The organism is Streptomyces lancefieldiae (assembly GCF_031845825.1).
Classification (GTDB): Bacteria; Actinomycetota; Actinomycetes; order Streptomycetales; family Streptomycetaceae; genus Streptomyces; species Streptomyces lancefieldiae.
On the sequence record NZ_JAVRFH010000243.1, the window covers coordinates 1 to 919 of the forward strand.

The following is a 919-nucleotide window of genomic DNA, read 5'->3' on the forward strand; positions in this document are numbered from 1 at the left end:
GGGGCATCCGTCGTCCAGCAGCCGGATAAGCACCTGGGCGGTGACCTCGACATCCGGCATCGCGCGATGCCGTCCGGCCGGGTTGGGGATGCCGTAATAGCCGAGCAGACCGTCCAGCCCGTAGGAGCCGAGCCCGGGCACCACTGCCTTGGACAGACGCAGGGTGTCCAGCAGTCGCGTCGCCGCGAGCACGGGACAGTGCTCGGCCTGCCGACCGATGATCCCGGCCTCCGTGGAGGCATGGTGGGCGACCAGCCGGTACGGCGGCACGGTCAGGCGGGCGTCGAGCCGCGCCAGCACTTCGGCGGCCGGACGTGCCGTGGAGAGCATTTGCTGTGTGATGCCCTTGAGCTGGACGTCCCGCGCGGTCACGGGAACGTCGGTGGGCGGCCGCATCAGCTCCTCGAACCGGCTGACCTCCACCAACCGGTCGCCTACGGGGCGCAGTGCCAGCGCCGCGACCTCGATCGGCTCGGCAGGCCGCCCCGCCGGGGTGAGGCCTTCAAAATCGACCACCAAGAACGTCGTGGCGGCGAAGCGCGGATCGTTCACCAGCGCGTTCACGGTGCCACCTCCTGCCGGAACGCCTCGGCCTCCGAGCGGGCGCGGCCGTAGAGGGCACAGATCTCTCGGGTGCGGTTTTCAATGTCTGGCACCGGATGCTTCCTTCTGGTCACGGGGCCAGGGCGTAGCAGCGCAGGACGTCGAGGTCGGCGGTCCGTACGCAGGACCAGCTGGCCGTCAGCAGTTCGGCGTCCGCGGGTGAGATCCCGAGCTTCTGGAGGGCCAGGTTGGTGGTCGTGCGACGGCCGGCGATCTCGGTGACGACCCAGAAGACTCCGCCGGGCGCGAGGATGCGCCGGATCCGGTCGAGGAAGGCCGGCTTGTCGTCGATCCACCGGTAGACCAGGCGGCACGT

1 protein-coding gene and 1 pseudogene are annotated in these 919 nt (G+C 70.1%); both read right to left on the reverse strand.

The window, feature by feature from the left end; translation table 11 throughout:
* Positions 1 to 564, reverse strand: a 564-nt coding sequence (locus RM812_RS41895) for a 3'-5' exonuclease (protein WP_311586235.1), incomplete at its 3' end; no start/stop codon positions are given.
* 109 nt (positions 565 to 673) lie between these two features.
* Positions 674 to 919: pseudogene (locus RM812_RS41900) on the reverse strand (class I SAM-dependent methyltransferase); the annotation flags it as partial.